At 64.5% G+C, this 23,498-nt stretch carries 31 protein-coding genes; 27 read left to right on the top strand and 4 right to left on the bottom strand.

Annotated elements, in window-relative coordinates:
* Positions 1 to 996: a tRNA dihydrouridine(20/20a) synthase DusA gene (gene dusA / locus ACT6SE_RS22980; protein WP_164072060.1), complete on the bottom strand. Its 996-nt coding sequence runs from the start codon at positions 994 to 996 to the stop codon at positions 1 to 3.
* Between the two features lie 125 nt (positions 997 to 1,121).
* Here dusA and ACT6SE_RS22975 point away from each other — a divergent pair, with 125 nt between their 5' ends.
* The 3 genes from ACT6SE_RS22975 (at position 1,122) to ACT6SE_RS22965 (ending at position 3,595) form a co-directional block, all read left to right on the top strand.
* Positions 1,122 to 2,204, top strand: a complete 1,083-nt coding sequence (locus tag ACT6SE_RS22975) for a site-specific integrase (protein ID WP_164072058.1) — start codon at positions 1,122 to 1,124, stop codon at positions 2,202 to 2,204.
* 119 nt (positions 2,205 to 2,323) lie between these two features.
* Positions 2,324 to 2,875: a hypothetical protein gene (locus ACT6SE_RS22970; RefSeq protein WP_164072057.1), complete on the top strand. Its 552-nt coding sequence runs from the start codon at positions 2,324 to 2,326 to the stop codon at positions 2,873 to 2,875.
* 54 nt (positions 2,876 to 2,929) lie between these two features.
* Positions 2,930 to 3,595, top strand: a complete 666-nt coding sequence (locus ACT6SE_RS22965) for an SOS response-associated peptidase (RefSeq protein ID WP_064237467.1) — start codon at positions 2,930 to 2,932, stop codon at positions 3,593 to 3,595.
* 18 nt (positions 3,596 to 3,613) lie between these two features.
* Here ACT6SE_RS22965 and ACT6SE_RS22960 read toward each other — a convergent pair whose 3' ends face one another.
* Entirely contained in the window at positions 3,614 to 3,958 is a 345-nt protein-coding gene (locus tag ACT6SE_RS22960; RefSeq protein WP_239504095.1) for a hypothetical protein, read from the bottom strand.
* Between the two features lie 658 nt (positions 3,959 to 4,616).
* Between ACT6SE_RS22960 and ACT6SE_RS22955 the strand changes: the two genes are divergently transcribed.
* Both ACT6SE_RS22955 and ACT6SE_RS22950 read left to right on the top strand, forming a co-directional pair.
* Complete coding sequence (locus tag ACT6SE_RS22955) at positions 4,617 to 5,294, top strand: Rha family transcriptional regulator (protein ID WP_164072055.1); 678 nt, start codon at positions 4,617 to 4,619, stop codon at positions 5,292 to 5,294.
* A gap of 162 nt (positions 5,295 to 5,456) precedes the next feature.
* Positions 5,457 to 6,947, top strand: a complete 1,491-nt coding sequence (locus ACT6SE_RS22950; RefSeq protein WP_164072053.1) for an ATP-dependent nuclease — start codon at positions 5,457 to 5,459, stop codon at positions 6,945 to 6,947.
* 81 nt (positions 6,948 to 7,028) lie between these two features.
* Here ACT6SE_RS22950 and ACT6SE_RS22945 read toward each other — a convergent pair whose 3' ends face one another.
* Both ACT6SE_RS22945 and ACT6SE_RS22940 read right to left on the bottom strand, forming a co-directional pair.
* On the bottom strand, positions 7,029 to 8,039 hold the full coding sequence (locus tag ACT6SE_RS22945) for a phage portal protein (protein ID WP_197649918.1): 1,011 nt from the start codon (positions 8,037 to 8,039) through the stop codon (positions 7,029 to 7,031).
* A complete protein-coding gene (locus ACT6SE_RS22940; protein WP_279934092.1) occupies positions 8,039 to 9,796 on the bottom strand; it encodes a terminase ATPase subunit family protein in 1,758 nt (585 codons plus the stop codon). The genes ACT6SE_RS22945 and ACT6SE_RS22940 overlap by 1 nt, the downstream gene beginning before the upstream one ends.
* A 154-nt stretch (positions 9,797 to 9,950) precedes the next feature.
* On the opposite strand from ACT6SE_RS22940, the gene ACT6SE_RS22935 reads away from it, so the two are divergent.
* From ACT6SE_RS22935 to ACT6SE_RS22830, 22 genes are all read left to right on the top strand, one after another.
* Positions 9,951 to 10,811 carry a GPO family capsid scaffolding protein gene (locus ACT6SE_RS22935; RefSeq protein ID WP_444811167.1) on the top strand — a complete coding sequence of 287 codons (861 nt, stop codon included), beginning with the start codon at positions 9,951 to 9,953 and terminating at the stop codon, positions 10,809 to 10,811.
* A gap of 33 nt (positions 10,812 to 10,844) precedes the next feature.
* Positions 10,845 to 11,861 carry a phage major capsid protein, P2 family gene (locus ACT6SE_RS22930; protein ID WP_444811074.1) on the top strand — a complete coding sequence of 339 codons (1,017 nt, stop codon included), beginning with the start codon at positions 10,845 to 10,847 and terminating at the stop codon, positions 11,859 to 11,861.
* A 2-nt stretch (positions 11,862 to 11,863) separates the two neighbouring features.
* Positions 11,864 to 12,571 (top strand): phage terminase small subunit, encoded by a 708-nt coding sequence (gene gpM, locus ACT6SE_RS22925; protein ID WP_444811073.1) that lies wholly within the window; start codon positions 11,864 to 11,866, stop codon positions 12,569 to 12,571.
* Positions 12,572 to 12,675: 104 nt separating this feature from the next.
* Complete coding sequence (locus tag ACT6SE_RS22920) at positions 12,676 to 13,143, top strand: head completion/stabilization protein (protein ID WP_049419455.1); 468 nt, start codon at positions 12,676 to 12,678, stop codon at positions 13,141 to 13,143.
* Positions 13,143 to 13,358, top strand: a complete 216-nt coding sequence (locus ACT6SE_RS22915; RefSeq protein WP_049419454.1) for a tail protein X — start codon at positions 13,143 to 13,145, stop codon at positions 13,356 to 13,358. Before ACT6SE_RS22920 ends, ACT6SE_RS22915 begins: the two co-directional genes overlap by 1 nt.
* 2 nt (positions 13,359 to 13,360) lie before the next feature.
* On the top strand, positions 13,361 to 13,714 hold the full coding sequence (locus ACT6SE_RS22910; RefSeq protein WP_049405104.1) for a putative holin: 354 nt from the start codon (positions 13,361 to 13,363) through the stop codon (positions 13,712 to 13,714).
* Positions 13,707 to 13,982 (top strand): phage holin family protein, encoded by a 276-nt coding sequence (locus ACT6SE_RS22905; RefSeq protein WP_049419453.1) that lies wholly within the window; start codon positions 13,707 to 13,709, stop codon positions 13,980 to 13,982. The genes ACT6SE_RS22910 and ACT6SE_RS22905 overlap by 8 nt, the downstream gene beginning before the upstream one ends.
* A 1-nt stretch (position 13,983) precedes the next feature.
* Positions 13,984 to 14,619 carry a glycoside hydrolase family 19 protein gene (locus ACT6SE_RS22900; RefSeq protein ID WP_049419452.1) on the top strand — a complete coding sequence of 212 codons (636 nt, stop codon included), beginning with the start codon at positions 13,984 to 13,986 and terminating at the stop codon, positions 14,617 to 14,619.
* On the top strand, positions 14,619 to 15,143 hold the full coding sequence (locus ACT6SE_RS22895) for a hypothetical protein (RefSeq protein WP_049419451.1): 525 nt from the start codon (positions 14,619 to 14,621) through the stop codon (positions 15,141 to 15,143). The genes ACT6SE_RS22900 and ACT6SE_RS22895 overlap by 1 nt, the downstream gene beginning before the upstream one ends.
* Positions 15,140 to 15,625, top strand: a complete 486-nt coding sequence (locus tag ACT6SE_RS22890) for a phage tail protein (RefSeq protein WP_049419450.1) — start codon at positions 15,140 to 15,142, stop codon at positions 15,623 to 15,625. The genes ACT6SE_RS22895 and ACT6SE_RS22890 overlap by 4 nt, the downstream gene beginning before the upstream one ends.
* Positions 15,622 to 16,083 carry a phage virion morphogenesis protein gene (locus ACT6SE_RS22885; protein ID WP_049419449.1) on the top strand — a complete coding sequence of 154 codons (462 nt, stop codon included), beginning with the start codon at positions 15,622 to 15,624 and terminating at the stop codon, positions 16,081 to 16,083. The genes ACT6SE_RS22890 and ACT6SE_RS22885 overlap by 4 nt, the downstream gene beginning before the upstream one ends.
* A gap of 86 nt (positions 16,084 to 16,169) precedes the next feature.
* Positions 16,170 to 17,060 (top strand): baseplate assembly protein, encoded by an 891-nt coding sequence (locus ACT6SE_RS22880; protein WP_049419448.1) that lies wholly within the window; start codon positions 16,170 to 16,172, stop codon positions 17,058 to 17,060.
* Positions 17,053 to 17,610, top strand: coding sequence for a phage tail protein I (locus ACT6SE_RS22875; protein WP_049419447.1), 558 nt, complete (start codon positions 17,053 to 17,055; stop codon positions 17,608 to 17,610). Before ACT6SE_RS22880 ends, ACT6SE_RS22875 begins: the two co-directional genes overlap by 8 nt.
* 9 nt (positions 17,611 to 17,619) lie before the next feature.
* Entirely contained in the window at positions 17,620 to 19,467 is a 1,848-nt protein-coding gene (locus ACT6SE_RS22870) for a hypothetical protein (protein ID WP_049419446.1), read from the top strand.
* A gap of 1 nt (position 19,468) precedes the next feature.
* A complete protein-coding gene (locus ACT6SE_RS22865) occupies positions 19,469 to 20,119 on the top strand; it encodes a hypothetical protein (protein ID WP_053091715.1) in 651 nt (216 codons plus the stop codon).
* A 74-nt stretch (positions 20,120 to 20,193) separates the two neighbouring features.
* Positions 20,194 to 20,760 carry a phage baseplate assembly protein V gene (locus ACT6SE_RS22860; protein WP_049419445.1) on the top strand — a complete coding sequence of 189 codons (567 nt, stop codon included), beginning with the start codon at positions 20,194 to 20,196 and terminating at the stop codon, positions 20,758 to 20,760.
* The gene (locus tag ACT6SE_RS22855) at positions 20,757 to 21,116 is read left to right on the top strand and encodes a GPW/gp25 family protein (protein ID WP_049405126.1); all 360 of its coding nucleotides are present in this window, start codon (positions 20,757 to 20,759) and stop codon (positions 21,114 to 21,116) included. The genes ACT6SE_RS22860 and ACT6SE_RS22855 overlap by 4 nt, the downstream gene beginning before the upstream one ends.
* 16 nt (positions 21,117 to 21,132) lie before the next feature.
* Positions 21,133 to 22,302: a phage tail sheath protein gene (locus tag ACT6SE_RS22850; RefSeq protein WP_049420453.1), complete on the top strand. Its 1,170-nt coding sequence runs from the start codon at positions 21,133 to 21,135 to the stop codon at positions 22,300 to 22,302.
* Between the two features lie 23 nt (positions 22,303 to 22,325).
* Entirely contained in the window at positions 22,326 to 22,835 is a 510-nt protein-coding gene (locus ACT6SE_RS22845) for a phage major tail tube protein (protein WP_049419443.1), read from the top strand.
* A 59-nt stretch (positions 22,836 to 22,894) separates the two neighbouring features.
* Positions 22,895 to 23,221 (top strand): phage tail assembly protein, encoded by a 327-nt coding sequence (locus tag ACT6SE_RS22840; protein WP_049419442.1) that lies wholly within the window; start codon positions 22,895 to 22,897, stop codon positions 23,219 to 23,221.
* A gap of 8 nt (positions 23,222 to 23,229) precedes the next feature.
* Positions 23,230 to 23,346 carry a GpE family phage tail protein gene (locus ACT6SE_RS22835; RefSeq protein ID WP_014648142.1) on the top strand — a complete coding sequence of 39 codons (117 nt, stop codon included), beginning with the start codon at positions 23,230 to 23,232 and terminating at the stop codon, positions 23,344 to 23,346.
* A gap of 12 nt (positions 23,347 to 23,358) precedes the next feature.
* Positions 23,359 to 23,496: a hypothetical protein gene (locus ACT6SE_RS22830; RefSeq protein WP_176746371.1), complete on the top strand. Its 138-nt coding sequence runs from the start codon at positions 23,359 to 23,361 to the stop codon at positions 23,494 to 23,496.
* Positions 23,497 to 23,498 lie beyond the last annotated feature (2 nt).

Raw genomic sequence — 23,498 nt, 5'->3', positions numbered from 1 at the left:
TCACGCTGCGGCGCGATCAGCGTCGCGTTCGGTCGCGGCAAGCGCCTGCTCGACCAGGCTCCAATCGGCGCCCGGGCGGTGTGCGCCCTCGCTCAGCACCTGGCGGAATGCGCGGCCACCGGGCTGGCCATGGAACAGGCCGAGCAGGTGGCGGGTGATGTGCTTCAGCGCCAGGCCTTCGCCCAAGCGCGCTTCCACGTAGGGGCGCAGCGCGCGCAGCAGGTCGCCGCGGGCCTGCAGCGGGGCGCCGGTCTGCAGCGCCTCCAGCTGATGCAGCAGGTAGGGGTCGTGGTAGGCCGCGCGGCCCAGCATCACGCCATCGACGTGCGCGGCCTGCGCCTGCACCGCCTCGACGCTGGCCAGGCCGCCGTTGAGCACCACCGGCAGCGCCGGGCGCTCCTGCTTCAGGCGGTACGCCCAGTCGTACTTCAGCGGCGGAACCTCGCGGTTCTCCTTCGGCGACAGGCCCTTCAGCCACGCGTTGCGCGCGTGCACCACCACCATCGCGGCACCTGCGGCGACCTGGCGGTCGACGAAGGCGGCGAACACGTCGTAGTCGTTGTCCTCGTCCACGCCCAGGCGGCACTTCACCGTCACCGGGATCTCGACGGCATCGACCATCGCCGCCACGCACTCGGCCACGAGCATCGGCTCGCGCATCAGGCAGGCGCCGAAGCGCCCGGCCTGCACGCGGTCGGACGGGCAGCCGCAGTTGAGGTTGACCTCGTCGTAGCCCCAGTCGGCAGCGATGCGCGCAGCCTGCGCCAGCAGCGCGGGATCGCTGCCCCCCAGCTGCAGCGCCAGCGGCTGTTCGCTGCGGTCGAAGCCGAGCAGGCGCGCGCGATCGCCGTGGATGACCGCGTTGGCGTGCACCATTTCCGTGTACAGGCGCACACCCGGTGCCAGCACGCGATGGAACACGCGGCAATGGCGATCGGTCCAGTCCATCATGGGGGCCACGGACAGGCGAATTTCATCAATTTTCAACGTTTTCATATACTTAAGACCTGTCAGGGGCACAGCCAAGCACCCAAATTTTCCCAATTTTTCCCGGTGATTCCCATTCATCTGTACCATCCGTGTGCCAAGCCGGCCTTGGCACAACACGGACTGGCACAACGATGGCAACGCTGCAGAATCGGAACGGCCGCTGGCGCGCTATGGTGCGCCGCAAGGGCCACAAAGAACAAACCCGCACATTCCCCACCAAGACCGCCGCTAAGACGTGGGCTGACCGCGTAGAGCGCGAGATGGCCGACCTTGAAGCGCGAGGCGGCACCGCCGGCGATGACACCACGATCAACGAACTCATCGCCTGGCGCACGGACACCCTGGCCAGCGTAAAGGCGGTGTCGAAGACACAGTCCGGCAACATGACCCGCCTGCAGGAGAGCCTGGGGCACATCGCGGCCAGACAACTTACCGCCGGCGACGTGATCGAGCATGCTCGGCGCCGGGTCACCGGAAGCCACATGACCGGCAAGGGGGTCATTATCCCAGCTTGCTCGCCGGCAACCATGAACGTAGAGCTGGGCTACCTTTCCGAGCTTCTGAAGCTGGCGGCGCCCCTGAAAGGCGTAAAGCTGCTGGTGGACCCGGTCGCTGAGGCCCGCCCCGCCCTGCGGCTGCTTGGGCTGGTTGGGAAGTCCAAGCGGCGCGACCGAAGACCGACCGATGCTGAGCTGGGGCAGCTGCGCGACCATTTCACACAGGCGGCCTGGCGCTCGCAGATCCCGATGGTGGACATCATCGATTTCGCGATTCTGTCGGCCAAGCGCGAAGGCGAGATTACCCGCCTGCTGTGGTCAGACATCGATGTGGCCACGCGGACCATCCTCCTGCGTGACGCCAAGCATCCACGGAAGAAGGCCGGCAACCATAAGCGGTTTGCGCTGCTGGGGGATGCCTGGTCAATCGTGCAGCGGCAGCCGCGGATCGATGGGGAGGACCGGATCTTCCCCTACAACACGAAATCGATCAGCACGTCATTTACGCGGGCCTGCATCCGTCTAGGCATCGTGGATCTGTGCTTCCACGATCTCCGACACGAAGCTACGTCGCGGCTGTTCGAGCAGGGCTACGATATCCCCGAGGTTGCGTCGGTTACGCTTCACGAATCGTGGAACGAGCTGAAACGCTACACCCAGCTCCGACCGGAAACGCTGCATCGCCCGTTGCTACCCGGAAAAGACCTTCTCAAATGAAGTCTCGGACCCTTCTTTCAGCGAGTGGAATTGGACTACCAGCGGCCCTATGTGGCGCGCTGGGAGGATATCTGGCTGCTACACATGGTTACGCTGTGGACTGGCCGGCGACGGGCGCCATGCTTCAAGGCGAGGCGGCCATTCTCGGCGCCTGCGCTGCGTTGTGGGGTGTGAACCAGTGGCGCAAGGAACTTCGCTATAAGCGCAATTCCGATCTTGCCGTAAAGGCCCTCACTGCCGCAATCGGGTTGGAGCAGAGCCTTAAAATTGCCCGACGTCCTACGATGGAATGGGAAATTGATCGAGCATTCGAACGGGGGCGCGTGCTAAAGCTGTTCTCCTACGAATCCCGCCTTAAAGCGCTCAAGGATCCAGATCATAGTTCTGAGCTTGGCGCGCTTCTCAATCAAGTTGCAGCCATCTTCGGCCCTAGCCACCGGGATGCCATCAATGCGCTCCTGCTGACCCACACGCTCGTGATATCCGCGTTGGAGCAGTCGATTGTGCTTCGTAGGAGCATTGACACGCCGAACCCGATGGGTAATGCCTCTGAGACCATTGAGGCGCTTTCCTATAACTTGTTCCCGAAAGACAGCGGGGAGGATCACCTCGGAGAAGGCATTGAGGTTGCCGCTGAGCGCATAAGAGAGCTGTTTCAGAAATCCATGTAGGCGTTTGCTATGGTCATCACATGAATTCGGGCCTGCTCGCCTAAGCTCCACCTCATGTGCGGCCGCTTCGTCCAACGCCCCGTCCTCGACTTCGGCCTGCCGTCGCTGGTCGACCTCGCGCCGGCGTTGGCCGAGATCCCGCCCAGCTTCAACCTGGCGCCCACACAACGGGCGTCGGTCATCCTCGATCGAGGAACGGGCAGGCAGCTGTCTCGGCTCGCGTGGGGCCTGTTGCCGTTCTGGGCCAAGGCCAAGAGCCTGCAGGGCTCCACCATCAACGCCCGCATCGAGACGGTGGCCACCAAGAACAGCTTCCGGGACGCGTTCAAGAAGCGCAGATGCCTAGTGCCAATGGCGGGCTACTACGAGTGGTCGATCAGCGACGTGGACGGCAAGAAAGATCCCTGGTTCATCCACGCCGACGGTCCACTTTGGGCTGCAGGTCTGTGGGAGGACACAAGCCCGCTGTTGCCTGACGGCAACCTGGGCACCTTCACCATCATCACCGGCGACAGCAGCGGGGTGTCGGCCGATATCCACGACCGGATGCCTGTCTGGATCGACCCTGGCCAGCTCGACGCGTGGCTCACGGCTGGGCCGGAGGAAGCGATGGCGATGCTTCTGGCGTCCAAGCCGCCCGCTATGCAGGCTTACCGCGTGAGCCGGGCTGTGAACACCCCACGCAACAACACCGAGCAGCTCCTGCAGCCCGTAGCCTGAGCGTATGCCGGCAGGCGTCTACCCCTCCCAGCCGAAGGGCGGCTCGATGTGCAGCTTCTTCAACCTGTTCGCCCGCACCGCCTCTCGATAGGCCTCGATCTTGGCCACATCCTCGCGCAGGCGGGTCGCGTGCCTGGCCACCCACATCTCGGCGCCGGTGCGACCCTGCTCGTAGCTGGTGCACCGGCGGGACGGCCCGCCGGGGCCATGTCGGTGCCGGTCGAGACTGGCAATCCAGATCCCATCGTTCACCCGTCGTAGCAGTACGACCACCCACACGCCGCTGCGCGCGATGACCGTGGGGGCATCGTCGGGGAGGCTGGCAGAGCGCGTCGTCCAGTAGAAGTCGGGGGGCAGCGGCATGGCCGGCAGGATACGGCTGGGCGTCGCAAACGCTGCGACAAGGGCGCGGGCTGCAGGCGTGAGCGCGTGCGGCGGCAGTGGTCTTGATCCCTGCAATCGGCCTTTAATTGCAAAAAATTACTCGGCCACCGGGAAGAGGCAATTTCTGCAATCAAGCCCAAGGATCGGCGAATAATCCATATATTTCAATGATTTAAGTAACTATATCAACAGTGATAATAAGGCAACCCCAAGGCAATCAGATTGCTTTTTCCTCGGCAACCGTGACGGTAAATTTTTCCCTTAGAAATCAACCACATTGCATTCTAGGGGTGCTGAAATTGCTCAATATTCCCCCATCCTGCAATCGCACTTACCCATGAGAATCAAACACTTACGGCCATGTTTCCGAGGCCATTGCTGAAATTGCCTGTTTCCGGACACCCCCCGTCCCCCTAAGTGGACCGCTCGCACTGAGCCGGCACCACGGGCACGCAGAACTCCCCCCTCTCGCGCAGGGAACCGCAGGGCCGGGCGTTGGCTGGAAGCCCCGGAGAACGCCATACAGGGCCGGGGCTGGGCTTTGCTGCAGGGAGTGCAGAAAAAGCACCCTATGAAGTGCGCAGGCGTGGCGGGGAGACGAGTGCGCGCGCTCGGGGACGGAGGGCAAAATGGGGGGATGAACACTACCGATCAGCTCCCCATCCCAGTTGTCCGGGTGTCGCCCACAGGCTGTGCCTTCACCACCAGCACCGACGTGGCCGCATTCTTCGACAAGCGCCACAGCCATGTGCTGCGCGCCATAGAGAGCCTGTTGAGCGACTTGAGGGAGCAGTTTCAGTTGCAAAGCCAGGCGCAGGTGGATGAACAATCGGACGCTCAGGACCATCAGCCCAAAATTGGGCTGATGGTCCCCGAGGATTTCTTCCAGGCGGCAGAGGTGGAGGTCGGCATTGGAAGTGGCGCCGTGCGGCGCGATCCGATCTACAACCTGAGCCGTGACGGGTTCGCCCTGTTGGCCATGGGCTTCACGGGCAAGCAGGCTCTCGCGTTCAAGCTGTCCTACATATCGGCGTTCAACGCGATGGAAGCTAGACTGCGCCAGCCCTACGTGGCTCCCTTGGCTGAGGATCTGGAGTTCGCACGGGGCCTGCGCGTGAAAGACAAGCTCATGCTCCACGAGCAGGCCTACAAGGCCTCCCGTGCATTGAGCGCCGCCATCAACGAAGACGAACGCCGCCAAGCTTATTGGCAGCTATATCAGGTCAACACGACCCTCGGTGTCCCAATGCCCACCATGGAAGCACTGGGGGTTGAGCCGTTGGCCCCCAGCAGCCGCCTGCCTCAGCCGCGCTGAATCTGTCTTGCGCCCCTCTGCTTGGCCGGGAGGCGAGTGCGCTCGCGAGGGCCAAAGCCTCGAAGACGTACGCAATATGGCGGAATCGTACGCGGCGGTTGACGCTGTACAATCTCGCCCCGCAGTGACCACGTAGGTCGACCAAATCGCAAGGAAGGCTAGATGGCAACCCAATCAGACATCGCGGACGTAATCTCTCGGATCAATGATCGTTGGGCGATTCCGAAGGCCAGAAACGGGCATTTCGGCAATGTTCTGAAATCGCTGACTATCAACAACGTCCGCGGTGTAACCGAGAAGATTGAGTTCACCTGGCCGGTCACTGCAATAGCCGGGACCAACGGCAGCGGAAAAACGACGCTGCTGCAACTTTGTTCCGCTGCCTACGTCAAGGAAACAGGCGGGCGCGTCTACAAGATTGGAGACTGGGTGCGCAACGCGCTTGGCGACGAGACCCCGGCGTTCGACGAAAGGTCCTCAGTGAGCTTCACGTTTTGGGATGATTCTCCGCAAGTCGAGATCCCTTATCAGAAGGCCCGAACTCGCTGGGGCTACCCGCGTACCAATCCGAAACGCAATGTGGCGTTTATTGGCATCGGGCTGTTCGCTCCCCGCATCGAACGCCGCGACCGCCTCCATGTTTATCGCGCGCAGGTCAAGGTAAAGGCGAGCTCCTCCCTCCCAAAGGAGGTCGTGCAGGCAATTTCATCGATCCTCAATGCGGGTTACACGGCTGGCTCAATTCACACTGTCGGACCGGCTTCAGATCAGTGGACAGAGAACCTTCCTCAGCTGGTGAAAAATGGCAAGCGGTACGGCGAACACCACATGGGCGCCGGAGAGCAGAAGATTGTCGCGCTGATTCGACAACTGGAGGCCATTCCTGCCCGGTCGCTCATTCTTCTGGAAGAGCCGGAAATCACGTTACATCCCGACGCCCAGCGAGGGTTGGCCTGGTACCTGATGAGCCTGTCGCATCGCAAGGGGCATCAGATCATCGTCTCTACTCATTCAGGCGAGCTTTTCGAGACGCTACCTCTTGATGGCCGACTGCTGATGATTAGAGCGAACGATGCTGTCACAGCGGTACCACGCGCTCCGTACATTGCGGCAGCACGCCAATTGAATGGCGTGGTGAAGTCGAATCAGGACCTCATCTTGGTCGAGGATTCAGTTGCACAGGCGTTCTTGAGAGAACTGCTGCGCCAGAAGAACAAACAGCTGCTGGACAACTGCGCTATTGTCCCGGTAGGAAACACCGACGACGTCTACCGCCTCGTTCAGAGTTTTCGGCAGATGAAGGTGCGCGCAATTGGAGTGCGTGACCCAGACATCGGCGCTTCGCCATCGTCTGGACTGTTCTCACTGCCGGGAGACCTCGCGCCGGAATCCCTACTTCTAACTGACGACAACATTGCCGCTACCGAAGATTACTTGAACGGCATCACGGCTTGTTTCTCCAAGGCGCGCGTAGCAGGAATTGGGCATTCGGGTAGTAGTTGGGCAAAGAAGGTGTTCCCGTCCCTCGCCCATCAGATGGACCTACCCCGAGACGCTCTCGCAGATCGACTTACGATAAGTTGGCTCAGATCAAATAGCGCTGCCGCGAGCGCACTAGCCGCCGACATCGATACCGCATTTCTTGCAGCGTAGGCGCGCTCAGCGACAGCGTATGTTTTCGCACCTAGAGCTGACGGACACATGCGATGCCCAGCAGCTTCTGCCCGCCAGTCATCACGCAGCCGCTTCCAGCTCGAAGGGGTTGAAGCGGATCACCTCTTGGCCCAACCATTCGTTGATCGCAGTCATGCGCGTCTGCAGTGGAGCAAGCTCCATCGCCGCCCACACCGTCGCTGCGTCCCGGATCGAGCCAAAGCCGCCGCTGTTCTGGGGCACGATGCCCAGCAGCTGCGGCGGTACCCGTAGCGCGGCCAGCATGTCGTCACGGGTCACGCTCTTGATGCCGGTAAACTCGTCCCTGGCCGCTACCTCGCTGACTGGGATCACCTGCAGGCCATCCTTCTTCCCGTTGGGCGAGTGCACGAACAGGTTCTTGAAGTTGCCCGGCCCGCGCGACTGCCGAAGCGCTTCTCGCAGCGCATCCACGTCCATGCCCTCGGGCTGGGGGTCGGTCATGTAGAGGATGTAGCCGGCGTGCGAGCCGTTGTTGTAATACTTTCGCCGGAACAGCGTGGCCGACTCGTTGAGCAGCGCGGCCTGCACGGCCGGCATCCATTCCGGCAGGCCGTAGATTTCCTGATCGGCATCCGCCTCCCGCAGCTGGAACACCTCACCAGCGGGAAACTCATGCTCTACCCGTCCGGCGCGCACCTGAAAGAACTCACCGGGCTGCACGCCACGACGCACGTACTGCGCCAGCGGCACGGCCAGGCTGTGTGCGGCGCCTGACATGGCACGGCGCCGCTCGACATACCCCATGCCGAACGTGGTGTAGTCCAGCGCCAGCTGCGAGAACGCCTCGCGGCTCAGCAGCCGGTGCGGCCGGAACGTGCGCACCAGCATGTTGCGTTTGAAGGTAAGGCCACTGTGCAGGTAGGGGTTGGAGCGCGTGGTGCGCGACAGCCCTTGCAGATCCACCGGCGGGTCAAAGTAGCGACCATTGCGCCAGCATTCGAGGTAGTCAAGGAAGCCACGCGATTCCAGCACCGGGCTGGCCTCGCCAAAGGTGAACGCCTCGATACTCGCCGGCGGCGCGCTGGGTGCGCCGTGGTCAGTGTCGGTCATCAGAAAATCTCCATGGTGCCGCGCGCAGCCTGTCCGCCTTCCAGCGGTTCATTCTGCAGCGCGTGCATGAGGGCCCAGGCCAAGTCGGCATGGCCAGTGGTACGCGAGCGCCCGGCGGTGTAGGTCACCTGACGCCCGCTCGGGGTGATGGTTTTCTGGATCGCCAGCAGCGACTGCGTGAGGTCGGTCCAGCCGGCGTCGTACTCCAGCCGTTCGTCATTGATTACGTCGTAGGCTTTCAGCACCAGCCGCGTTTTCACTTCGGGCGAGTAGTTGAAGACGGTCACGCCGGGGAAGAACTGGCGCACCAGCTGTGCAACGCCGGTGCCCATGCCGGTCGCATCCACGCCGATGTAGGTCACCCAATAGCGCTTGGTGATCTGCTCGATGAACGCGGCCTGGTCCTTGAACTCCATGCCCTTGAACTGATGGCGTTCCAGCACGCGGAACTTGCCGCCGGGCACCAGCGGCGGGGCTAGCACCACGATGCCCGCACTGTCGCCGGTCTCGGCCGGGTCGTAGCCGATCCACACAGCGCGGTCGCCGTAGGGCCGGACGGCAAACGGCTTGTAGTCGTCCGCCCACTCGACCCAGCTATCGACCTGGCAGGGCTGCAGCATCGTGAGCGGGAATACGCTGGCGCTGTCATCCACGAACTCGCACATCAGCAGATTGGCGAATTCCTCGGCGCTGTAGTCGCGGCGTAGTTCCTCGATGTCGAACAGGTCACAGCCACGGCCGGCCGCATCAAGAACGGTCACGATCTGGCGCCAGATCGCGTCCTCGCAACGCCGGCCACCCATCAGGCGCGCGTGGCTCACATCCAGCTGGATCTGCTGGGACACCGAGCGTCCCTTGTTGAAGCGCTCGCCGGTCCAGAAGTCGAAGGCTTCATGCGCCATGGTGGACGGCGTGCTGAAGTAGGTCTTGCGCCACTTCTTGTGCATCGCCATGCCGCTGGCGACCTTGTTCAGCTGGTTGAAACCGTAGGTCCAGAAGAACTCGTCAAAGTAGAAATTGCCGTGGTAGCCCTGTGCGGTGCGGGCGTTGGTGCCCAGGAAGAACAGCTCGGCGCCATTGGCCAGGGTGATCGGGTCGCCGGTCAGGTCACGGTCCAGCACCTCACGCACGAACCCGCGCATGTAGCCGAGGAAGATGTGCGCCTGGCTCTTGGATGCGCTCAGGAAAATCTGATTGCGGCCGGTGGTCAGCGCGTCGATCAGCGCCTCGCGGGCGAAGTAGTAGGTGGCACCGATCTGGCGCGACTTCAGGATGATGCGCGTGCGTTCGTTGCCCGCCCGGTACCAATCGCGCTGGTAGTCGAAACAGCCATCCACGAACGCCGTCTGCAGGCGCTCGATCTCTTCCTCGCTGAACTCGTTCTTGCGCGCCTTCTTCTTGGGAGCCGCGTTGCGGTTGGCCACCGCCGGATTGAGGTCAGCCTCGTTGCCACCGCCCTGGTACCGTTGAATGCGCGCCTGCCGTTCCAGCTGGCGGTGCAGCAGATCAATCTCTTTGAAGTCACCGCCGGTCTTGCCTTCCTTGTGGATCAGGATGGCCAGGCGTGCCTCCAATGCGCCGCCGATGCGCTCGACGGTGTCTGCGCGGTCCCATTCGTCTCGCGCCTTCCAGCTGTGGACCGTCTTTTCCTTCTCGCCGATCAGCGAGGCGATATCGCACACGCGCCAACCCATCCAGTACAGGAACTTGGCTTGGCGTCGTGGATCGACGTGGAGTTTTTCGGCTACGCTGGTCACGTGAACAGGTTGCCCGCCGTCACGCGCGGGCGACACGAAAAACCCACGTAGAACAGCGGCTTACAAACTGACCGCGTTGCCGCTACAGCGCCCTCATTCGACCATGGGTCATCGCATCGAGAACCGATGCGCAACGACACCAGCAGAGGGCGAGATGGCCAGCAAAACCAAGAAGCGTTCCGAGTTCTTTCGTGTTGCCGTCGAAGGCGCCACCACCGATGGCCGCGTGATCGAGCGGCAGCAGATTGCCGAGATCGCCGAGACGTACAACCCGGAGGTCTATGGCGCCCGGATCTGGATGGAGCATATCCGCAGCTCGCTGCCGGATAGTCCCTTCCGTGCCTACGGTGACGTGCTGGCAGTCAAGGCCGAGGAGGTCGATATCGCCGGCAAGAAGAAGCTCGCCTTGTTTGCGCAGGTGGAGCCAACTGACGACCTGGTGGAGATCGTCAACAACCGTAAGCAAAAGGTCTTTACCAGCATCGAGATTTCTCCGGAGTTCGCCGACAGCGGCAAGGCGTACCTGTTCGGCCTAGCCGTGACCGACTCCCCCGCCAGCCTGGGCACCAGCATGCTCGCGTTCTCGGCCCAGCACCCCGAGAGCAGCCCGCTCAAGGACCGCAAGCAGGCCCCGGAGAACCTGTTCACCGAGGCCACCGAGACGGTCATCAAGTTCACCGCAGAGGATGAGCCGGAGGCTCGCCCCGGCCCGGTCGCCGTGTTCCTTTCGAGCCTCGGCCTGGGCAAGAAGGCCGCGCCAGCGCCTGCCAAGGAGGATCCCGAGTTCAACGTGGCCGAGTTCGCCGCTCAGCTGCTCGGCGCGGTGGGTGAACAGGATGCGGCCATGGCCAAGCTCGGCCAGGACAACCGTGCACTGCGCGAGCAGGTGCAGGCGCTGTCCACTCAGGTTGCTGGGCTGCGCAAGAGGCTGGACGACACCCCGCAGGCATTCACCCAGCGTCCGGTTGTTCCGGGTGGCAAGGATGTGGACGCCGCCAACATCACCGATTGCTGATCGGACCCTCTCTCAACATTCCGGAGCTACCCCATGCGTACCGAAACCCGCCGCCTGTTCGAGGGCTACACCCAGCAGGTTGCCACGCTGAACAACGTCAGCGGTGTGGCCAACACCTTCTCTGTCGAGCCGACCGTGCAGCAGAGCCTCGAAGCTCGCATGCAGGAAAGCAGTACCTTCCTGCAGGCGATCAACATGGTCGGCGTGAACGAACTGAAGGGCCAGAAGGTTGGCGTTGGCATCACCGGCACCATTGCCGGCCGCACCGACACCAGCGGCAACGGCGAGCGCAATCCGTCCGATCCGACCTCGCTGGTGTCCAACACCTACGAGTGCCAGAAGACCGACTTTGACACCGCCCTGCCCTATGCCCGCCTGGACGCCTGGGCGCATCGCCCCGAGTTCCAGACCCTGATCCGCGACGCGATCATCCAGCGCCAGGCACTGGACCGGATCATGATCGGTTGGCACGGCACCAGCATTGCCATCAACACCGACCGCGTCGCCAATCCGATGCTGCAGGACGTGAACAAGGGCTGGCTGCAGAAGTACCGCGAGCATGCGTCCGAGCGCGTCATGACCGAAGGCGTCGATGGCAGCGGCAAGATCAAGGTGGGCGGTACCGGCGCTGACTACGGCAACATCGATGCCCTGGTGATGGACCTGGTCGCCAACCTGATCGACCCGTGGCATCAGGAAGATCCGAGCCTGGTGGTGATCTGCGGCCGCCAGCTGGTGCACGACAAGTATTTCCCGATCATCAACCGTGACAACGCCCCCACCGAGAAGGTCGCGGCCGAACTGATCCTGGGCGCCAAGCGCATCGGTGGCCTGCAGCCGGTCATCGTGCCGTTCTTCCCGGCCAAGTCGCTGATGGTCACCAGCCTCAGCAACCTGTCGCTTTACTGGCAGATTGCCTCGCGCCGCCGTCACATCATCGAGCAGCCGAACAAGAACCGCGTCGCCAACTTCGAGTCGTCCAACGATGATTACGTGGTGGAGGACTACGGTCTGGGCGCGGTGGCCGAGAACATCGAGTTCGGGATCTGACCATGGCCGACACCCCCGCCAGCCGCCATGTGAAGCGTGCGCTCGCCTCGAAGGAGGCGGCGCGCACCGCCGGCAGCAACCTGATGGAAGGGACCACGATCTACCAGCAGATGCAGGTGCGCCTGGCTTCCGACCGCGCCCGGCTGAAGCAGATCCAGTCCACGCAGGGCAAGGCTCAGCTCAAGACTGCGCTGCTGCCGTCCTATGCCCCGTATCTGGACGGCGTGCTGTCGGCGGACGCCGGCGGCAAGGACGATATCGTCTCCACGCTGATGCTGTGGCACTTCGATGCCGGGCTGTTCGATGCCGGCCTCGACATTGCGCGGTACGTCCTGGCCCACGGTCTGGATATGCCGGACACCCACAAGCGCACAGCGGCCTGCGTGGTGGCTGAGGAGATCGGCTTGGCCGCGCTGAACGCGCTCAAGACGAGTGCCCCGTTCGACCTGAATGTGATCGACCGGGCGGCCACGCTCACCGAGGGCCAGGACATGCCCGACGAAGTGCGCGCCCGTCTGCTGCTGGCGCGTGGACGCACCCAGCTGGCCACCGATACCGAGACCGCGCCGCTGAGCGCCGACGCAGTTGCCCAGGCCATCGAAGACCTGCGCACCGCCATCCAGCTGCATGACAGCTGCGGCGGCAAGGAAGACCTCAAGCGCGCCGAGCGCCTGCAGAAGAAGTTCGACGCCAGCCAGTCCAACGACTGACGTCACACCGAGCGTACCCCGCGACCCCGCCGGCTCGGGGCCGATCACCAAGACCTCTCTCCCTTGGTGTGACGCCCCGACCACCGGCGACCTACGGACACACCATGAGCGCCTTCACCGCCAACGCATCGCCCGCTCCCAAGCTTGCCCCTGTCACCGCCGGCCCGTTCTGGCCAGAGATCGACGTGGACGCGCTGCGCGAGGCCATCCGGGTACCGGGCGATGTGCTGGCGGCGCGGCTGCGCAACACCGTGGTGGTGGCCGTGGCCTCAGTGACGCGGGAACTGGCGTTGTGGCAGGTCCGCAAGGAAGCGGACGGTTATGCGGCGCTGGCAGACATACCGGCGCAGCAGATCGACGGCGAGTCGGTGCTGCTGCAGCTGTACCGGCGCGCCGTGCAGTGTGGCACCGCCGTGGAGCTGCACGAACGCTACCGGTCCTATGACGCTACCGCCCAGGGCAATCAACGCGCCGACGATCTGACCCCGACCATTGATGAACTGCGGCGCGATCACCGCAACGCCATCAGCGATCTGCAAGGGCTGCGCCGGGTCACGGTGGAGTTGATCTGATGCGCGTCCGCTCGCTACAGGGCGACACCATCGACGCCCTGTGTCATCGGCACCTCGGAACCACCGCCGGCATGGTCGAGAGGGTGATGGCGCTGAACTATGGAATCAGCCTGCATGGCCCTGTCCTGCCCATGGGCACCGTGGTGGAACTGCCGGAAGTACCGACACCCTCAACCGACGCAGTGATGCGTCCCCTTGTCCAGCTATGGGATTGAAGATGACCGAACCAACTTCCACCGGCAGCATGGCCGCACTGGCCACCGGCGTCGGCCTCGCCTCGCTGCTGCCGGGCATCGAGACGGACGCATTCATCGGCGCGTTCGCCGGTGCCACACTGTTCGTCGTATCCGCCAAGGATCTGTCGCTCTGGAAGCGGCTGATCTACCTGGCCATCAGCGTGGTGGCCGGCTACATGGGCGGCACGGAGGTCATGCGCCGGTTTGACGTGGCGTCCAGCGGCCTGGCCGCGTTCCTGTGCGCGGCCACCATCATCACCCTCACCTTGGCCCTGATCGAGCGCAGCCGCAGCGCCGATCCGAGCCGCCTGCCGCGCGGAGGCTCCGATGGCTGACCTACTGACCACCGCCACGCTGCTGTGCTGCGTGGCCATCTGCGTGCGCCTGCTGACCTACCGGCCGGCCCCCAACGCCAACCATCGCCACGGCATCGCCTGGTGCGCCTGGCTGCTGATTGCCAGCACCGGCGGGCAGGCCCTGCAGATCATCCTGCAGGGCGCCGGCGCCCGCGTCACCGCTTGGCAGCTGGCACTGTTGGTGGTGCTGCTGGTGGCCGTCTATCGGGCGCGTGGGAATGTGGCCCACCTGTTCGGGAGCAACTGACATGCTGACCCCTGCTCTGCTCGCTCAGATCATGCAGTGCCCGCTGCAGCGCGCACAGCGCTGGGCCGAGGCGCTGAACGCGGCCATGAGGCGCTTCGGCATCAACACACCGGTGCGCGCGGCCTACTTCCTGGCACAGGTCGGCCACGAGAGCCTGAGCCTCTCGCGTGTCGAAGAGTCGCTCAGCTACAGCCGCGAACGCCTGCTGGAAGTGTTCGGCCGGTACATTTCGCCAGCCGAGGCCGCCGCGTTCGTTCATCAGCCGGCAAAGCTCGGCAACCGCGTCTACGCCAACCGCAACGGCAACGGTAGCGAGGCCAGCGGCGACGGCTATCTGTTCCGCGGCCGTGGCCCGCTGCAGCATACCGGCCGGGGCAACTACCGCCGCATGGGGCAGCTGATCGGCCAGCCGCTGGAAGAACAGCCGGGCCTGCTGATCGAGCCGGAGATCGGCGCCATGGCGGGGGCTGCGTTCTGGAAAGAGAACGGCCTTAACACCTACGCCGATCAGCGCGACGTGCTGACCGCCAGCCGCGTCATCAACCTGGGCAACGCCCGCAGCCGCGCCACGCCCAATGGCATGGCAGACCGCACCGCCCGCACCACGCGCGGCCTGGCCGCGCTGGGGGCGCGCTGATGCTCTACCGCACCCTCGCACTGGCCGCCCTGGTGCTGGCTACCGCCGGCCTCTTCAGCTGCCAGCAGTCGCGCGTCAGCCGCGCCACCATCGCGCTGGACAAGGCCAACGCGGCCTTGGCCAAGGCCGTCGCCGACAACGCCGCCCTGGCCAGCAGCCTCAAGCTGGCCGAAGGCACCACCCGCGTCGTGACCGAGTACGTGGACCGCGTACAGCTGGTGCACGAGCGCGGCGACACCATCGTCAAAGAGGTTCCCATCTATGTCACCGCGAACGCTGATGCTGCCTGTGTTGTTCCTGCTGGCTTCGTGCAGCTCCACGACACCGCTGCGAGCGGCAGCCCCACCGCCGGCCCTGCCGGAAATCCTGATGCGCCCGCCGCCGCCACTCCGCTCTCTGCCGTCGCCGAAACCGTCGCCAGCAACTACGCCACCTGCCACGCCACCGCCGAGCAGGTAGTGGCCCTGCAGGAACTGGCCCGCGAGCTGCACGCCGAGCTTGAACGGCAGGCAGGTACGCCATGAAGAAGCCGCAGCTGCTGCGCGACCACCTGGTCGCCGCCGTCCCGGCACTGGCCAGCGACCCCGACAAGCTGCTGATCTTTGTCGACGGTGGCGGCCTGGCCGGTACCTACCGGCCGGGTCTGGCGTTCGAGTACCGCTACACCCTGGACCTGGTGCTGACCGACTTTGGCAGCGCACCCGAGGCAGTCATGGTGCCGCTGCTGCAGTGGCTGACCCGTCACCAGCCCGAACTACTGGCCAACCCTGCCAACCGTGAGAAGCTGACCTTTGAGGTGGACGTGCTGGGCGACAGCCTGGTGGATCTGGCCATCAAGATGCCGCTCACCGAACGGGTGCTGGTCACCCGCGCCGCTGATGGCAGCGTGCAGCTGCAGCACCTGCCCGAGCCTCCTGCAGAGGATGCCCACGCCGACACGCTGGCCGGCGGCGTCCTGGTCGCAGACGGTGTCCAGATCGCCACCCTGCCGGCGATCACGGAGTGAGCGAGGATCTACAGCGACTGGAAGCCTGGGCCGCGCCCCTGCTTCGGCGTCTGCAGCCGGCCGAACGCGGCAAGCTGGCGCGCAAAGTCGGTACCGCGCTGCGCCGGGCACAGCAGCAGCGCATCGCAACGCAGAAAAACCCCGATGGCACACCCTACGCGGCGCGCCGTGCCGCGCCCCTGCGTCGGGCCAAGGCCGGACGCATCAAGCGCGGCGCAATGTTCGCCAAGATCCGGCAGGCGCGGCACCTTCGTGTACGTGTGACCCCCAATGAGGTGGCTGTCGGCTTCACCGGCCGCGTATCGCGCATTGCACTGATCCATCAGGAGGGCCGCAGCGATGCGGTCAGCAAGGGCGGGCCCCGCGTTACCTATGCACGTCGGCGCCTGCTGGGCTTCTCGCCCGCCGATGAACAGCTGGTGCGCGATCTGATCCTCGACCATCTGGACGGTCTGTAGCGTAATCCCCCGCCCTACACGGCGTAGCCGGTGGCCACGCGCGCGCGCGATGGGATGCTGAAACGCATCCCCGAATCGGCGCTGTCGTGTCCACATTTACCGCCATCGAAGTCGACAAGCTGCCGGCGCCCGACATCTTCGAGCAGCGCTCGTTTGAGTCGATCTACGCCGAGCGTCTGGCTGAGTTCCGCCGCCTTTGCCCGGAGTACACCGCCGTTGTCGAATCCGACCCGGTGGTGAAGATCCTGCAGGCCAGCGCGTACCGAGAGGTGCTGCTGCGCGAGCAGTTCAACCAGCGCGCTCGCGGCCTCCTTCTTCCGTACTCCCAACGCGGCGACCTCGACAACCTGGCGGTGCCGTACGGGGTTCAGCGAAAGCTACTGACCCCCGCAGATCCCGAGACGGGCACACCGGCGGCCTACGAAAGCGATTCAGACTTCCGACGCCGCATCCAGCTGGCGCCTGAGGGCCTGTCGGTTGCTGGCCCCGAAGGGGCCTACATCTTCCACACCCTTTCGGCCGACGTGGCCGTACTCGACGCCAGCGTGGCCAGCCCTTCGCCCGGCGAAGTCGTGGTGACCGTGCTTTCACGGGAGGGCGATGGCACGCCCTCTGGGCAGCTGCTGGCTGCGGTGGAATCGGCCCTGCTCAACGGGAACGTGCGCCCTCTCACCGACCATGTGACTGTGGCGGCAGCCACCATTGAGCCGTACGAGGTGCGCGCGCAGCTGACCACCTTCAACGGACCTGACAGCGCCCTGGTCATTGCCGAGGCCAACCGCCGCATGCGGCTTTTCCTGAGCCAGTCGCAGCGGCTGGGCCGTGACGTTCCTCTCTCGGCGCTGTATTCGGCCCTGCATGTAGAGGGCGTGCAGCGCGTGCAGCTGGACAGTCCCGCCGCAGATATCACGGTCAGTCCGCAGAGCGCGGCGTACTGCACCGCTGTGGTGATCGAACACGTGGGCACCAATGACTGAGGTGCGCACCCTGCTGCCCCCCAATGCCACCGCGCTGGAACGGGCCGTGGAAGGCGCCGATGCGCAGCTGATGGGCATCCCAATGGTTCACCACCTGCTGTGGAACCCGTGGACGTGCCCGGCGGAGTTTCTGCCGTTCCTGGCGTGGACGGTGTCGGTGGACACCTGGGACAGCGAGTGGCCGGAACAGATCAAGCGCGCCCGCATCGCCAGCTCGTTCCAGATCCAGCGGCACAAGGGCACCGCGCAGAGCATTGCCGACGTGGTGGCCAGCTTCGGCGGACAGGTGCAGCTGCGGGAGTGGTGGCAGATGGACCCGCCCGGCCAGCCCCACACCTTCGAGCTGCTGCTGACCCTCAGCGGTCAAGGTGGGCAAGACGCTACCGCCGACTTTATCGACCAGGTGATGGCTGCAGTGGACCGCGCCAAGCCCGTACGTTCGCACTACTCCTTCACTCAGGGCATCAACGCCGAGGGCGCCATCGGCGTCCTGGGCGTGGCCCGCGTGCTTACCTCTACCCGCCTGCAGCTGGCCGCCAGCGAACCGTAGGACATACCCATGCCCATCCCCCAGATCACCATTACGCCGGCAGGCTTTGCCGCCATCGTCAACGCAGAGAACACGGGTACCGCGCCGGTCAAGGTCACACAGGTCGGCTTGACTGCTCAGCACTTCGATGTGGGCACCGTGGGCGCATCCGTGCCGGCGGAGTTCAAGCGCCTGACCACCTTCGGTGGTAAGGCCGTTGCTGACGACACGCTGCACCTGAACGTGCGCGACGACGGTACTGACACCTACACGCTGCGCGGCTTTGGCCTGTACCTGCAGGACGGCACGCTGTTTGCCGTCTATTCGCAGTCCACGCCCGTCATGGAAAAGGCAGCGGCCGCAACCCTGTTGCTGGCCACGGACATTCGGTTCGCCAAGATCAACGCCACCAGCATCGAGGTCGGCGATATCGACTTCATCAATCCGCCGGCGACGACCACGCAGATGGGTGTAGTGCGGTTGTCCACCGAGCAGGAGGCGGACGCCGGCAGCGATCACGTCACGGCGATCACCCCGCGCGGCCTGGCCCGATACATCAACAACCGCTTCGGCACCGGGGCGCCTTCCACCTTCGTCAAGACGCTGCTCGGCTTGGCCACCGCTGCCATGTTCCGCGTCGAGCTGGGCCTGAAGTCCGCTGCGCTGCGCGATGAGGGCCATGGGAACGGCCTCAACGCGGACCTGCTCGACGGCGCGCACGGCGATTACTACCTGGACTGGAAGAATTTCACCGGCGTGCCGAACAGGTTCACGCCGGCTCCCCACACGCATCCCATCGACGAGGTCGACGGCCTGCAGCCCGCGCTCGACGGCAAAGCCAACCGTGCCGGAGAGACCTTCACCGGGCCACTGGCGGTGAATGGGGCCATGCTGCGTTCTTACGGATGGAACGGCGTAGCCAGTAACGGAATCCTGGTGCTGGGTGATACCGGCTCCTCCGTCGTTAAAAACGGGGCTTACTTCGACTTCACCAACTCGGCGGGCGGGTATACCGCCACCCTTTCGGCCGGCGGCACCATCTGGACCAGCGGCAACTTTGACCCTGCCAAGAAGCTGAACAAAGCCGGCGATACGATGACGGGTGACTTGACCACCGTCGGTCTTCGTGTCGGCTATCCCGGCAACGCTGTTTGCCGCGTCTTCAGTTCCGCCGGCGTCGTCTACTGGGACAGCCGCAGCAGCTATGATGGCGCGCTGCCCGACGCCACCGCCTACTACCGCGCTGTTTCACACGAATTCCGCAATTCGTCAGGCAATCGCGTTGTGCTTATCAATGGCAGCGGCGGGATCTACGCCAGTCTCTTTGCTGGGGCGCAAGCCTTCATCGGTGGCGACCAAAACACCCAAGGGACGCAGATTTTCTGGAACGCTGCTGGCGAAACGAACGGTTACGGTTGCTCTGAGTACATCTGCAACTATGGCGGCGGCACTGGCGGGCACCACTTCTACGTCAGGCCTAGCGCAAGCGCCGGACTCGCTCGCGTCATGGGTGTTGGCCGCAACGGAGCGCTGTGGACGGCCGGCGGCTTCGACTTCGGCTCATCGCGCAAACTCAAAGACGTTGACGGCCCGATGCCCTATGGCCTTGCGGAGGTCCGTCGCATTGCGACCCTGATTGGCCGATACAAGCCGGAGTACAACCCAGACGGACGCAAACGTCTGTTCTTCGACGCAGAGCAGTTCGCCACCGTCATGCCGGAAGCTGTTGATGCTGAGAGCATCGAGTTCGGTGGCGAGCGAGTTGCATCCATGAAGCTGGATCAGGTGATGCCACCGGCATACCGAGCCATTGCTCAACTCGCCGACCTGGTGGACGAACTGCTCGCAGAAGTCGCCGCTCTCAAGGAGCGCTGCTGACATGGCGAGCGGATATCGAAGCGGCGGCGTGGACTTCGACGACCTGTTCGACGCCGATGTGATGGGCGATGGCCCGACTGCCAGCGGATACCGGCAGAGCGGGCAGCCTTTGCGCTATGCCCACATCCAGTACGGGCAGAAGCGCGGCGATGTGGGCTATCGCTCCGGCGGCGTCGACGTATCGAACCTGTGGGCTGCAAAGGGCACAGCAACCTACGTGCTGCCGTTTCACGGCAAGGGCTTCTCCGCGCACAACCAGTCCGACACCAACGCGCAGGGCAACAGCTCGGCGCAGGTGGAGCTGCGCATCAACGCCGATGGCGCCTACGAGGTCTGGGTGTCGACCAACGGCGGCGGCAATAACTCCAGCCGTGTGGCTGAGCGCGGGATGTGGCTGCGCAACGGCGGCGCTGGCGAGTACGACGTGCGCTTCGAGTTCGCAAACGCCGGCGCGGCGAACGTTGGCAGTACGGCGCCGGACTGGCGCAATGCCAGCGCTTCGCAGTCGTGCTCGGCCCAGGTCAGCGTGCCCAGCGCTTCGGGCCAGAATGTGCGCGCGGACGTGGAGTTCCACTGCCTCATGCGAAGGGCCGGCGGGAACGTCAGCCGTTCCATCATGGTGGCCAGCGTAGGCGCGGCCGGCTGGTGGTAACCGCAGCTTTGTAGCGCGTCGATCTACGCGTGCCATTACGTGCGCGCGCGAGAGGCACGGCACAACATGGGCGCATGGATAGCGCCCAGCCCCAACAGATCAACAACCTGCTGCGCCATGGCGTGGTGACGACGGTCGATCATGCGCGTGCGCTGTGTCGTGTCCGCACGGGCGAGGCCCATACCGACTACATCCCATGGCTGGCATCCGCCGCCGGCACGCTCGCGGTGTGGGCACCGCCGAGCGTCGGCGAGCAGGTGACGCTGGTGTGCAGCGACGGCGACCTGGCCAATGCGGTCGCCCTGCGCGGCCTGTACTGCGATCACTACCCCGCCCCGTCCGACAATGCGGATCTTGTCATGGTCAAGTTCAGTGATGGCGCTGTCATCAGCTACGACAGCGCGTCACATGCGCTCGCAGCCATCCTGCCCAGCGGTGGCATTGCCACGATCACCGCAGATGGTGGCGTGACGATCAACGGGCCGGTCACCATCAACGGCGATACCAGCATCACCGGCCAGGTCACCATCAACGGCAAGGCTGAGGCTTCCGAGGACGTTGTGGGCGGCGGCATCAGCCTCAAGCAGCATAAGCACGGCGCGGTGCAGCCGGGCAGCGGCACGTCGGGACCGCCGGCATGATCGGCATGGACGGTCAGGCAGGCAGTTTCAAGGACGACACCGCGCATCTGCGGCAGTCCATTGCCGACATTCTCACTACTCCCATCGGCTCGCGCATCCAGCGCCGCGACTACGGCTCGCTGCTGCCGGAGCTGATCGACCAGCCGTTCAACGAAGCCACGCGGTTGCGCCTGTATGGCGCTACTGCAACGGCGCTGATGCGTTGGGAGCCGCGCCTGCGCCTCAGCCGCATCACCCTCTCGCGTGGTCAGGAGCCAGGCACGTTCGTGCTGGATCTGGATGGCCAGCGCACGGTGCCCGCCGGCGCCTCCAGCACCACCCGTCTCTCTGTCCCGCTTCGCTTCCGCACCCCATAACCGCAGGAGTTCCCTCATGGCCACCGACTACCACCACGGCGTACGCGTCATCGAAATCAATGGCGGCGTGCGTCCGATTCGCACTGTTGCCACCGCTGTTGTCGGCGTCGTCTGCACCGCGCAGGACGCCGACGCCGCGCTGTTCCCCCTCGACCGACCGGTGCTGCTGACCGACGTGCTGGGCGCCGTCGGCAAGGCCGGCACCAGCGGCACGCTGCGCGCCACGCTGCAGGCCATTGCCGACCAGGCCAACGCCATTACCGTGGTGGTGCGCGTCGCCGAAGGTTCCGACGACAGCGCCACCACCGCCAACGTGATCGGCAAGAAGGACGGCGCCACCTTCACCGGCATGCAGGCGCTGCTGGTGGCTGAGGCGCAGGTAGGCGTGCGTCCGCGCATCCTGGGCGCACCCGGTCTGGACACCCAGCCGGTTTCGGCCGCGCTGGCGGTCATCGCCAAGAAGCTGCGCGCGATGGCCTACGTGAGCTGTGCCGCCAGTGCCTCGGTCAGCGAAGCCATCGCCTATCGCGAGCAGTTCAGCCAGCGCGAGCTGATGCTGATCTATCCCGACTTCGTCGCGTTCAACACTGCCGACGCCACCACCAGCATGGCGTTCGCGACCGCCCGCGCCCTGGGCCTGCGCGCGATGATCGATGAGCAGCAGGGTTGGCACAAATCGATCTCCAATGTGGCCGTCGCCGGCGTGACCGGCATCAGCCGCGACGTGCACTGGGATCTGCAAGATCCGGCGACCGACGCTGGCCTGCTGAACGCCGCCGACATCACCACCCTCATCAACTCCAACGGCTACAAGTTCTGGGGTTCGCGAACCTGCAGCGACGACCCGCTGTTCGCCTTCGAGACGGCCACGCGCACCGCGCAGATCCTGGCCGACACCATTGCAGAGGCGCAGATGGTCTACATCGACAAGCCCGAGCATCCGTCGCTCATCCGCGACATGCTGGAGAGCATCAATGCCAAATTCCGCGAGCTGGTGAACGCGGGCTACGTGCTGGGTGCATCGGCCTGGTACGACGAAGCCGCCAACGAGCCCAGCCAGCTGAAGGCCGGCCGGGTGACCATCGATTACGACTACACGCCGGTACCGCCGCTGGAGAACCTGGTACTGAACCAGCGCATCACCGACCGCTACTTCGCCGACTTCCCGGCCCGTATCAACGGCTGATGCCGTACTGAGGAACCATTCCCATGTCCATGCCCAGCAAGCTCAAGAATCTCAACCTGTTCAATGACGGCCTCAGCTACCTGGGCCAGGTCACCGAGGTCAAGCTGCCGACCTTGACCCGCAAGATGGAGGAATACCGCGCCGGCGGCATGCTCGGCCCCATCGATATCGACCTCGGCCAGGAAAAGATCGAACTGGAATGGAAGTGCGGCGGACTGATGCGCGACGTGCTGCGCCAGTACGGCGCCATCGCTCACAACGCCGTGCAGCTGCGCTTCGCTGGCGCATACCAGCGCGAAGATAGCGCCGACGTGGACGCGTTGGAGATCGTCGTCCGCGGCCGCCACAGCGAGATCGACCCCGGCACCGGCAAGGTCGGTGACGACACCGAGTTCAGCGTGAAGACCACCGCCAGCTACTACAAGCTGAGCATCAACGGCCGTACCGAGATCGAAATCGACATGGTCGGCATGGTGTTCATCGTCAACGGCGTGGACCAGCTGGCCGGCCAGCGACGCGCCATCGGCGCCTGACCCACATAACCGGGCTGCCTCAGCGGCCCGGCCCACCTCTGCCCTGAGAGACCCACGACATGACTGACAAAGCCACCCCCACCGCCGGCGCCGAAGCCATCGACGCCAACACGGTCACCCTCGACTACCCAATCCAGCGCGGCGAGCAGGTCATCGCCACCATCAAGCTGCGCAAGCCCAACGCCGGGGAGCTGCGCGGCATCAAGCTGGTGGACCTGCTGCAGATCGACGTGAGCGCGGTGGCCGCGCTGCTGCCGCGCATCACCGAGCCGACGCTGACCGCTGCCGACGTGAACAAGCTGGACCCTGCCGACCTGGTCGCCATCGGCACCCTCGCCGCTGGTTTTTTTGTGCCGAAGGCGCAGCGGGAATTCCTCAGCGCGTAGAGGATTTCATGGCCGATATCGCGGTGATTTTCCCATTCACCCTCACCGAGCTATCGGCCCTCTCGCTGTTTGAACTGATCGAATGGCGCGAGCGCGCCCGTGTAAGAAGTGGAGCCGAGCCGTGATACCTTTCGCCCATGGCCACCTTGATCGCCATCGCTGTTGCGCTGCTCCTGCTGGCTTCGGTCGGCGGGTTGTTGGTCTGGGCATTAAGCGCGCTCTGCCGCCTGCTGGCGGCGCTGGTGTCCTCACCGACCGACACGCCCTCGGCGTAGCC

This window comes from Stenotrophomonas sp. LC732, from assembly GCF_052446685.1.
GTDB lineage: Bacteria > Pseudomonadota > Gammaproteobacteria > Xanthomonadales > Xanthomonadaceae > Stenotrophomonas > Stenotrophomonas muris.
The sequence above is the reverse complement of the archived record's forward strand: the minus strand, read 5'-3'. Positions and strand labels throughout refer to the sequence as shown.